The following is an 8,914-nucleotide window of genomic DNA, read 5'->3' as shown; positions in this document are numbered from 1 at the left end:
CTACACAGCTACCTCGACGACGTCCCTCCGACCGAGTTCGAGGCCACGTTCTACGATGCCCAACGGAGCGACCAGCCCCTGGTCGCAATCCAATAGATCGAGCCTCCGGCAGAACCAGGGCGGTTCAGTCAGCACGGCAGCGCAGGTCTTGGCGGCAAAACCGGTAAGCGTCGGTCACGTCGCGGACTCAATCGACACCGGAACGTTGCAGGGTGATCTCCTGGCTTTGGGCGCACTGGAATGCGGGCCCGCCCCTGTCGAACGTTGCCACGGGATTTGCGATTTGTCTGCTACCGGTGACCTGATCCGTGTCACGGGTTGAAACCCAGCCGCTGGGCTACCTACTGCACCGCTTAGCTTCGGCGCTGCGTAGCGAGGTGACGGTCACAGTGCTCGCGCCACTGGGTTTGTCCTTTCCTCAGTATCTATGCATGCGGTTGTTGTCGCAATCGCCCAGCATGTCCAATGCGCAGTTGGCGCGCGGTATGAAGGTGTCCCCACAAGCGATGAATAGGGTGGTGCGGGGGTTGCAGAAACGCAGCTTAGTGGCGCGGGCCGCCGTAGTGCCGTCAGGGCGATCACAGCCCATCGAGTTGTCATTTAAGGGCGCCGAGCTGCTCAAGCGGACCGATTCCGGTGTGCGCGCGGCCGAGAGCCGTGTTCTTGCCGAGTTCGGCGAACAGGACCGGCGTGACCTGCTGAAGCTACTCGCCACGCTCGGCCGGGGGTAAACATCCTGAACTGTCTGCCGGCCTGTCCGAGGGTTCACCGTGGTGCCGGGCGGGCAACTGCAAAGAGCGACTAAATCGTCGACCACTGAGGGCTCGGCCATGGTGCCCTGTCGGTTACAGCGAGCGGCCGATGCCGCGCGCCGCGACTTGCAGGGCACCGAGCAGTCTCTGGCGATCGCGTTTGAGGCTTGGCACGACCACCCCGATCGCTGCGGCCACGGTGTCGTCGCACGACCGCACCACGGGCACCGCCAGCGAACACGCGCCGAGCGACATCTCCTCGCTCGTGGTCGCCACTCCGTCTCGCCGAACCCGATCGATCTGGGCGGCAAGCACCGGCCGGGCCACGATCGTGTACGGCGTGACGCGGATCAGGTTGGCAAACACACGCTCCTGAATCTCGTCCGGTGCGTAGGCAAGCAGGACCTTGCCGACTCCGGTGCAGTGCATGGGCAGTTTGCTCCCGACGCTGCTGACGATGGGGACCGAGGTGCTGCCCATCATCCGCTCGAGATAGAGCACCTCGGTGCCCTCGCGGATCGCAAGGTGTACCGTGGCCGTCGTCGCCGCGTAGATGTCATGCAGATATGGCTCGGCAACCTGGCGCAATCTGCCTTCGACGGGTGCGAGCAGTCCCGCATCCCACAACAGTCTGCCCACCTCGAAACGACCGTCGTTTCGTCGCTGCAGCGCGTGTCCGGCAACCAGTTCGCCGGCCAGTCGATGCGTGGTGGGAACCGGCAGGCCGGCGCGATGGGCAAGCTCGGACAGCGCCAGGCTGCGGTGCCGTTCGTCGAACGCGCCGACGATGGCCAGCAAACGACTTGTGACCGTCGCTCCGGGGGTCGACGTGTTACCTGCCATTGTCTGCATCCTTCCGCTGAGCGAAATTCTAGCCTTCACTGCACTTCCCAGGAGCCGATACCGTGCACCGCATGACAGCAACGCCCGCCATCAACTCGGACAGCGCTTCGGCAAGTCAGGCTGAGGTCAGCGGCGAGATCGGCGCGATCGAGTCGGCCTACCTGCGGTCGGGTGTGGAAGAGACGCAACCGCGGCTGGACTACGCGCCGTATCGGAGCAGCCTGTTGCGCCACCCGACCAAGGATCTGCACCACGCCGATCCCGAAGGCGTCGAGTTGTGGACGCCATGCTTCGGCGAGCGCGACGTCCATCCGCTCGAGTCCGACCTGACGATCCAACACACGGGCGCACCGATCGGGGAACGCATGGTCGTGACCGGGCGGATCGTCGACGGTGACGGTCGGGCGGTGCGTCGGCAGCTGGTGGAGATCTGGCAGGCCAACGCGGGCGGTCGCTACATCCACAAGCGTGACCAGCATCCGTCGCCGATCGACCCGAACTTCACCGGCGTCGGGCGCTGCCTCACCGACGACGACGGCTACTACCGGTTCACCACCATCAAACCCGGGCCCTACCCGTGGAAGAACCATCGCAACGCGTGGCGGCCCGCGCACATCCATTTCTCTTTGTTCGGAACCGAATTCACGCAACGCATGATCACTCAGATGTACTTCCCCGGTGATCCGCTGTTCGCTCTCGACCCGATCTACCAGTCCATCACCGACCAGAAGGCGCGAGACCGGCTGGTCGCCAGCTACGACCATGACGTTACCGCCCACGAATGGGCGACCGGGTACCGCTGGGACATCGTGCTGTCCGGTGCCAACCGAATCCCTGTCGACGAAGGAGCCGACCACTGATGTCCACGCTGCTGATCGCCACGCCCGGCCAGACCGTCGGGCCGTTCTTCGGGTACGCGCTGCCGTTCGACCGCGACAGTGATCTCGTGCCGCCCGGCTCACCCGGTGCGATCCAGTTTCACGGCGTCGTCACGGACGGGGCGGGCAAGCCGGTTCCGGATGCGCTGCTCGAGATCTGGCAGGCCGACGCCGACGGCGTGATACCCACCGCCACCGGCTCGCTGCGTCGCGACGGCTGGACTTTCACTGGATGGGGCCGTGCCGCCACCGACGACGCGGGTCACTACAGCTTCTCTACGGTGTCGCCAGGTCCCACGCGTTCTGGCGCCGCACCGTTCTTTCTCATCACTGTCTTCGCCCGCGGGCTGCTGAACCGGCTGTTCACCCGGGCCTACGTCCCGTGTGAGCAACTGGCCGACGATCTGCTGCTGAATTCGCTTCCCGCGCAGCGCCGTCAGACGCTGATCGCGACGCGCGAGGCGGCTGGCCTGCGGTTCGACATCAGGCTTCAAGCCGGAGACGACGAGACGGTTTTCCTCAGCTATCCGGGGCATCGGCCATGACGGACCTGTTCTGGCCGGGGGATCACCGTGCCGATGATCTGATGAGCGATCGTGCCTTCCTTGCGGCGATGGTCGCAGTCGAGCAGGCCTGGCTGGACGTGCTCGTCGGTGCCGGGATTGCGCCTGAGGAGGCGTTGGCCGATCTCGCAGAGTACTTGGCCGACAGTGACCTCGAGGCGATCGCCCGCGGCGCCGATGCCGATGGCAATCCGGTCATCGGATTGGTTGCCCTGCTGCGCATCCGAACGGCCCAGCCGACCGCGGAGTGGCTCCATCGCGGCTTGACGAGTCAGGATGTCGTCGACACCGCACTGATGGTGTGTGTCCGAGACGCCGTCGACTGCCTCCGCAAGGAACTCGCCCGCCAGGTGCGGGCGCTGTCGCGGCTTGCTGAAACGCATTCAGGCGCAACGATGCTCGCGAGGACGCTCACGCAGGCCGCGTTGCCGAGCACCGTTGGTGTGAAAGTGGCGCGGTGGTTGTCGGCGGTGCTGGACGCTGCTGAGCCGCTGACCGAATTACGATTGTCGGTTCAAGCCGGGGGTGCGGCGGGCACCCTCGCTGCGGCCGTCGAGCTGAGCGGCTCGGTGGAGGGTGCGATCAGCTTGAGTGACTCGTTGGCCGTCGCCCTCGGTCTTGCTCCCGCGCCTCCGTGGCACACTACGCGATCCAGCATCACGAGAATCGGCGATGCCCTGGTTTCCTGTTGTGACGCATGGGGGTACATCGCCGCCGATGTCGCCACGGGCAGCCGGCCCGAGATCGGCGAGTTCGCCGAGGCAGGCGGCGGGAGTTCGTCGACCATGCCGCACAAGAGCAATCCGGTGCGCTCGGTGCTGCTGCGCCGCACCGCGATCACCGCGGCGCCGCTCGCCGCCACACTGCACACCGCATCGGCGATGTCGGTTGACGAACGCTCCGACGGTGCATGGCATGCCGAATGGGCCGCCCTGCGGACGCTGGCGCGACACACCGTCGTCGCCGCGGCGCACGCGACGGAGCTGCTGGCCGGGTTGCAGATCGATGTGGAGCGCGCCCGCGCAAACCTGGAAGCCGCCGATGGCGTGCTATCCGAGCAGAAGACGATGACGGATCTGACCGGACACCCTGCGAGTGCTGAATACCTCGGAGCGGTCGAGCAACTCGTCGACGCCACACTGCAACGGGCCGGTCACTACCTCAAGGACGTGCCGTGAGTATTCCGCGCATCGTCGGCACAGAGTTCGGGGGAGCGGACACCGCCCCTCTGCTTCTCCTCGGGCCGTCACTGGGCACCAGTGCCGCCACCTTTTGGAGTGCCGCCGCCGCACATCTGAGTCAAACGTTGCGTGTGGTCGGTTGGGACCTGCCGGGACACGGTCGCGGCGACACCGCGGACGCGTTCACCATCGCCGAATTGGCGGCGGCAGTGGTGGCACTGGCGGACGAGTTCACCAGCGAGACATTCCATTACGCAGGCGATTCGGTAGGTGGCTGCGTCGGGCTGCAACTGTTGCTCGACGCTCCGCACCGGATTGCGTCGGCCACCCTGCTGTGTACCGGCGCGGCGATCGGTACGCCGGACGCATGGCGGGAACGGGCTGCGATCGTGCGGTCGGGCGGAACCGAAACCATGGTGGCCGCCGCAGCGCAGCGCTGGTTCCCCGAGGGCTTCGCCGACCGTGAGCCGGTCGTCAGCTCAGCACTTCTGGAAGCCCTGCGGTCCACCGACTCGGACTCGTATGCCCGGGTGTGTGAGGCGCTGGCCGAATTCGACGTCGTCGACCGGCTGCACGAGATCACCACACCGGTGCTCGCGGTCGCAGGGAGCCAGGACATCGCCACGCCGCCGGATCATTTGCAGCGCATCGCCACCGGCGTCAAGGACGGACGGCTGGTCGTGCTCGACGGCGTGGGGCACCTGGCGCCCGCCGAGGTCCCCGCTCGGGTCGCGGCGCTGATTGCCGAACACGCATCGACGGGTTCGCCGAAGACCATCGACGAGGTGTATGCCGGCGGCCTCGCGGTTCGCCGTGATGTCCTCGGTGACGCGCACGTGGAGCGGGCTATCGCGGCGACCACCGATTTCACCGCTGACTTTCAGCGGTTCATCACTGAATATGCCTGGGGCGCAATCTGGACGCGCCCGGGACTGGACCGTCGTAGCCGGTCGCTGATCACGCTCACCGCCCTGGTGGCGCGTGGGCACCACGAAGAACTCGAGATGCACCTGCTGGCCGCCCGTCGCAACGGGTTGTCGAACGACGAGATCAAGGAACTCTTGATGCAGACCGCCATCTATTGCGGAGTCCCGGATGCCAACACGGCATTCCGGATTGCCGCTGACGTCCTACCCGACTTCGACGACGACATGGGGGAGAGGCCGTGAGCCGCACGGAGATCTGCGACACCGCACGACAGGCAGTCGCCGGAATCGAGAATGGTTCAACGGTTCTCGTGGGCGGATTCGGGATGGCGGGCATGCCGACCGTGCTCATCGACGCGCTGATCGAGCAGGGCGCCACTGATCTCACCATCGTCAGCAACAACGCGGGCAATGGTGACACCGGCCTGGCCGCGTTGCTCGCGGCCGGTCGCGTCACCAAGGTCATCTGTTCGTTTCCGCGACAGGCCGATTCGTACGTGTTCGACGAGCTGTACCGCGCGGGCAAGATCGTGCTCGAGGTGGTGCCGCAGGGAAATCTGGCCGAACGGATCAGGGCGGCGGGTGCAGGTATCGGCGCGTTCTTCTGTCCGACAGCTGTCGGCACCCCCCTCGCGGAAGGCAAGGAGACGCGAACGATCGACGGTCGGACCTACGTGCTGGAGTATCCGATCCGGGGCGATGTCGCGCTCATCGGCGCCCATATCGGCGACCGGGCGGGGAACCTCTTATACCGCAAGACCGCCCGCAACTTCGGTCCGGTGATGGCGACCGCGGCGGTACTCACCATCGCCGAAGTGTCTCGCGTGGTCGACGCGGGTGGCATTGATCCCGAAATCGTGGTCACGCCTGGAATATTCGTTGACCGAATTCTCGATCTGTCGGCTGCCCAACACATGACGGAGGTGGCGTCGTGACGCTGCATGTCCCCACTCGCAGCACTGTCGAACACCTCGGCCGCGATCCACTGGACCGTCGAGAACTGGCAGCCATCATCGCTCGCGACATTCCGCCTGGTTCGTACGTCAATCTGGGAATCGGCCAACCGACGACCGTCGCGGACTACCTGTCTCCGGAAGCAGATGTGGTGCTACACACCGAGAACGGCATGCTCGGCATGGGTGGCGAAGCGGTGGGCGACGAGATCGACGGGGATCTGACGAATGCGGGGAAGGTGCCCGTCACCGAGACGCCCGGCGCATCGTACTTTCACCATGCGGACTCGTTCGCGATGATGCGCGGCGGTCATCTCGACGTCTGCGTCCTCGGTGCATTCCAGGTCAGTCAGCGTGGCGATCTGGCCAACTGGCACACCGGCGCCCCCGACTCGATTCCCGCGGTTGGCGGAGCCATGGATCTCGCCATCGGCGCGAAAAGCGTGTTCGTCATGATGAACCTGTTCGCCAAAGACGGCTCGGCCAAGCTGGTGCCGGAGTGCACGTATCCGCTCACCGGCGTCAGATGCGTCAGCCGCGTCTACACCGATCATGCGATCTTTGCGATCGACTCTGCGGATGACTGCGGGGTGCGCGTGCTGGAGACGTTCGGGCTGTCACTTCGTGAGCTCAGCGACAGAATGTCGGTGCCGCTGCACTAGCGAGACGGTAGGCGCACTGGCCAGCCCCGGATTGCGAGCACGTTGGTCGGTGCTCGCGACCGAGTAGCAGATCGCGGTTGCGACGACCGTCGGCAGCATGTACGTGAGGATCACGACGAAGACGGCGAAGCCGATGTTCGGCTCCGTCAACCACGTCTGCGGGAATCGGGCCAGGCTGACGGCCAACCAGGAGGCGATGATCGCCAGGCCAAGCGTCGTCACGGTGGCGACCGTTATCGAACGCAGCGCCAGGCGCGTCGGCTCGGACGTATCGGCCAACGATTTGCGCAGATTCTTGGTACGGATATAGACCAGCGCGAAGTTGGCGACGATGACGATCGCAGCGCTGACGATGATCAGGCCGGTCGCCCAGAGGTCGGGGCTACGACCGAACAGGAAATGCAGATTGTCAATGGTGGTCTCGGACAGGATCAGCGTCGTTGTCATCATCGCTGCGAAGGTCAGCCAGCCACCGAGGTCGGCGAGAAAGCCGTAGGCGGCTGAGCGGCGCATTGACCTATCGCGTTGAACCAAGCCGATCCGGCCGTCGAAGCAATACTGACGCCGGAGGTTGGGTTGTGCGTTCATCGGACGCCACAGGTGTAGATGGGACGAACGTCGTCACGGCCTATTCACTACTGAACGGCGGCCACGGAACGGGGACAGTTCGCAGGCGGTCCGCAACACATCTTGCGGGACGCCTCAAACGGGCAATGCTCGTGTTGATGCCATCAACACCTGCCCTGTTTTCCCAGGTGACTTCGCGCGCTTTCATGTCGTTTCGCGTACGCGAATTCGACATCCTCGCCGGTCAGAGCAATTTCTGGGGCGGGTTCGATTCCCGGCAGCTCCACCAGAAGGGCCCAGGTCAGAGCGTCGATCTCCGATCTGGGCCTTTTTTGCGTCAAGATTCTCGTCAAGATACGGGTGTAATCCTTGCTTCGTGGCAAGCATCCGCGTCCGTTAGCGGACGGATGGAACGTCCTAAAGGTTGATGGCATAACTCCTGGTGGACCGGCGGGTGCGATTCCCGAACGCTCAAAAAAAAGCCCCGGCGGTCAAGGAAGGCCGGCTTCTATGTTCGCGACGATCTGGGCGGCTTCAGATCCGCAGATCTCGGTGAGGTCCACAGGTCCTTCGGTCACCAAATCTTCGACGCGCTGTCTGAGGTCACCGTTGGCGACGTGCATGTAGAGGCTCGCGCCTGGGCATGCGGTGTCGTGCTCTGGTCGCGGTGGCCAGATAGTGTCTCGGGCGGGATTCCGAATTGTTGTGAGGCCCAGGTCAATACAAGAGCAGCCCCATTGAGTTGTTCCTCTGTGACATCCTCTTCGTCGAAATTGCCCTCGCAGACAACGAGGAAATGGCCAGTCGGGTCGTAGCTCGTTGCCGTGTTGCCCACTAGGTGAGGATCACGAAGCCGGTAGATGTTTCCCTTGCGATCGACGCTGGCGTGATAGGCGATGTCGATCCAGCCTTGTGTGTCCTGATGATATTGCTGGTGCTGACGAAGCCGGGCTGGCGCGTTTCGGTTGTCGCCAAGGAATGCAGCGGTGTGGTGAATCGTCATGCTGTTGAGCGTTGGCTGAGGCGTTCCGCCGGGGCGCGCGCGTTGTGCGCGCCACGCATCCCGGCACAACATGACGCCAGAAGCCGGGGAAGTTGTCGGGGCGGTGGAAGTCATCGGCGTCGCTGGCAGGTTCGTCGCTGAGCTGGTCGTTGGACTCGCCGCGGGTGTCGGCGCCGGAGGCAGGCTCTCGGTATTCGGCGGCGTCGGGTGGTCCCAGAGAGCACATGCGCTGGCGCTGGCGGCCAGTCCAGCAGTGCCAGCCAGTTTCAGCAGCCTGCGGCGGCTGACCTCAGTCAATGTAAACGACCAGCAGTGTTCCGTGGGCATTTGTGCCCACACAACGCTTGGCTTCTGCCCACACGTCCGTAGTCGCAGGAGCGCAGGTCATCAAGTACGACTGGTGGGTGACCGGGCTGTAGGCCAGCACTGTGGACCCTGGGGTCGAATACCAAGCCGTACGGACGTTGTCCGCGAAAGCGCAACTAGTGTCATCGGAAGCAGCCCCACTCAACCCCGATGGGCAGAGCTTGAAATTCTCGATAGGGGTTGACGGTGCGGGCGGCGGTGGTGGTGGCGGGGGCCTGAC

General features: G+C 64.6%; 10 protein-coding genes. 7 read left to right on the top strand and 3 right to left on the bottom strand.

All coding sequences use genetic code 11. The features are described from left to right. The first annotated feature begins 308 nt into the window (after positions 1 to 308). The gene (locus CEX87_RS26590; protein WP_094289842.1) at positions 309 to 731 is read left to right on the top strand and encodes a MarR family winged helix-turn-helix transcriptional regulator; all 423 of its coding nucleotides are present in this window, start codon (positions 309 to 311) and stop codon (positions 729 to 731) included. Positions 732 to 845: 114 nt separating this feature from the next. On the opposite strand, the gene CEX87_RS26585 is transcribed toward CEX87_RS26590, so the two are convergent. Further along, positions 846 to 1,595, bottom strand: coding sequence for an IclR family transcriptional regulator (locus CEX87_RS26585; protein WP_094289840.1), 750 nt, complete (start codon positions 1,593 to 1,595; stop codon positions 846 to 848). Positions 1,596 to 1,666: 71 nt separating this feature from the next. On the opposite strand from CEX87_RS26585, the gene pcaH reads away from it, so the two are divergent. The 6 genes from pcaH to CEX87_RS26555 are packed head-to-tail and all read left to right on the top strand — an operon-like array spanning position 1,667 to position 6,758. Continuing rightward, positions 1,667 to 2,455 carry a protocatechuate 3,4-dioxygenase subunit beta gene (gene pcaH / locus CEX87_RS26580; protein WP_094289838.1) on the top strand — a complete coding sequence of 263 codons (789 nt, stop codon included), beginning with the start codon at positions 1,667 to 1,669 and terminating at the stop codon, positions 2,453 to 2,455. Then, positions 2,455 to 3,018: a protocatechuate 3,4-dioxygenase subunit alpha gene (pcaG, locus tag CEX87_RS26575; RefSeq protein WP_094289836.1), complete on the top strand. Its 564-nt coding sequence runs from the start codon at positions 2,455 to 2,457 to the stop codon at positions 3,016 to 3,018. The genes pcaH and pcaG overlap by 1 nt, the downstream gene beginning before the upstream one ends. Beyond that, a complete protein-coding gene (gene pcaB / locus CEX87_RS26570) occupies positions 3,015 to 4,214 on the top strand; it encodes a 3-carboxy-cis,cis-muconate cycloisomerase (RefSeq protein ID WP_094289834.1) in 1,200 nt (399 codons plus the stop codon). The genes pcaG and pcaB overlap by 4 nt, the downstream gene beginning before the upstream one ends. Then, on the top strand, positions 4,211 to 5,386 hold the full coding sequence (pcaDC, locus tag CEX87_RS26565) for a bifunctional 3-oxoadipate enol-lactonase/4-carboxymuconolactone decarboxylase PcaDC (protein WP_094289832.1): 1,176 nt from the start codon (positions 4,211 to 4,213) through the stop codon (positions 5,384 to 5,386). Before pcaB ends, pcaDC begins: the two co-directional genes overlap by 4 nt. After that, on the top strand, positions 5,383 to 6,078 hold the full coding sequence (locus CEX87_RS26560; protein ID WP_094289830.1) for a 3-oxoacid CoA-transferase subunit A: 696 nt from the start codon (positions 5,383 to 5,385) through the stop codon (positions 6,076 to 6,078). The genes pcaDC and CEX87_RS26560 overlap by 4 nt, the downstream gene beginning before the upstream one ends. Beyond that, on the top strand, positions 6,075 to 6,758 hold the full coding sequence (locus tag CEX87_RS26555) for a 3-oxoacid CoA-transferase subunit B (protein WP_094289828.1): 684 nt from the start codon (positions 6,075 to 6,077) through the stop codon (positions 6,756 to 6,758). The genes CEX87_RS26560 and CEX87_RS26555 overlap by 4 nt, the downstream gene beginning before the upstream one ends. Here CEX87_RS26555 and CEX87_RS26550 read toward each other — a convergent pair. Both CEX87_RS26550 and CEX87_RS26545 read right to left on the bottom strand, forming a co-directional pair. After that, positions 6,714 to 7,271: a hypothetical protein gene (locus CEX87_RS26550; RefSeq protein ID WP_233151542.1), complete on the bottom strand. Its 558-nt coding sequence runs from the start codon at positions 7,269 to 7,271 to the stop codon at positions 6,714 to 6,716. The genes CEX87_RS26555 and CEX87_RS26550 overlap by 45 nt on opposite strands. A gap of 628 nt (positions 7,272 to 7,899) precedes the next feature. Further along, complete coding sequence (locus CEX87_RS26545) at positions 7,900 to 8,328, bottom strand: N-acetylmuramoyl-L-alanine amidase (RefSeq protein WP_233151541.1); 429 nt, start codon at positions 8,326 to 8,328, stop codon at positions 7,900 to 7,902. Positions 8,329 to 8,914: the final 586 nt, after the last annotated feature.

It is taken from the genome of Mycobacterium lehmannii, assembly GCF_002245535.1.
In the GTDB taxonomy this organism is placed as follows: domain Bacteria; phylum Actinomycetota; class Actinomycetes; order Mycobacteriales; family Mycobacteriaceae; genus Mycobacterium; species Mycobacterium lehmannii.
This window is presented reverse-complemented; position numbering and strand designations above follow the sequence as displayed.

Excerpts from the sequence above, each read along its gene's own strand:
- pcaG (WP_094289836.1), top strand. The coding sequence starts at position 2,455 with ATGTCCACGCTGCTGATCGCCACGCCCGGCCAGACCGTCGGGCCGTTC.
- CEX87_RS26550 (WP_233151542.1), bottom strand. The coding sequence starts at position 7,271 with ATGCGCCGCTCAGCCGCCTACGGCTTTCTCGCCGACCTCGGTGGCTGG.
- pcaH (WP_094289838.1), top strand. The coding sequence starts at position 1,667 with ATGACAGCAACGCCCGCCATCAACTCGGACAGCGCTTCGGCAAGTCAG.
- CEX87_RS26545 (WP_233151541.1), bottom strand. The coding sequence starts at position 8,328 with ATGACGATTCACCACACCGCTGCATTCCTTGGCGACAACCGAAACGCG.
- pcaB (WP_094289834.1), top strand. The coding sequence starts at position 3,015 with ATGACGGACCTGTTCTGGCCGGGGGATCACCGTGCCGATGATCTGATG.
- CEX87_RS26585 (WP_094289840.1), bottom strand. The coding sequence starts at position 1,595 with ATGGCAGGTAACACGTCGACCCCCGGAGCGACGGTCACAAGTCGTTTG.